The organism is Mycolicibacterium chengduense (assembly GCF_033741155.1).
Classification (GTDB): Bacteria; Actinomycetota; Actinomycetes; order Mycobacteriales; family Mycobacteriaceae; genus Mycobacterium.
This window is the reverse complement of record NZ_JAWQNH010000020.1, coordinates 1-401: the sequence shown is the minus strand read 5'-3', so window position 1 is coordinate 401 and position 401 is coordinate 1. Positions and strand designations below refer to the sequence as shown.

The 401-nt window shown below is 65.6% G+C and carries 1 protein-coding gene; it reads right to left on the bottom strand.

The genetic code is table 11. The features are described 5' to 3' along the window. The coding region (locus SBI67_RS29065) for a glycosyltransferase family 39 protein (protein WP_318983908.1) at nucleotides 1-401 on the bottom strand (401 nt) is incomplete at both ends.

Genomic DNA, 401 nt, shown 5'->3' with positions numbered 1-401 from the left:
CCGTTGTAGCCCAGGACCAGGTTCATGAAGTTGTTGTCGGTGGAACCGGCCAGATACGGCCGCGACGAGGCCGGCCACACCAACGTCAGCACCACATACCAACCGGCCGACACCACAAACGCCACCAGTGCGGCCACCAGGTGCACCACCCGCCTCCGCACCAGCACCGGCGCCGCGACCAGATACATCACCCCGATCGCCGGCATCACCATCAACCCCTCCAGCATCTTGGCCAAGAACGCAAACCCCAACGCCACCCCGGCCAACACCATCCACCGCGCCCCATGGCTGTGCAGCGCCCGCACCGCGCAATAGGCCGCCGCGGTCATCAACAGCACCATCGCCGCATCCGGATTGTTGAACCGGAACATCAACACCGCCACCGGCGTCAACGCCAACCC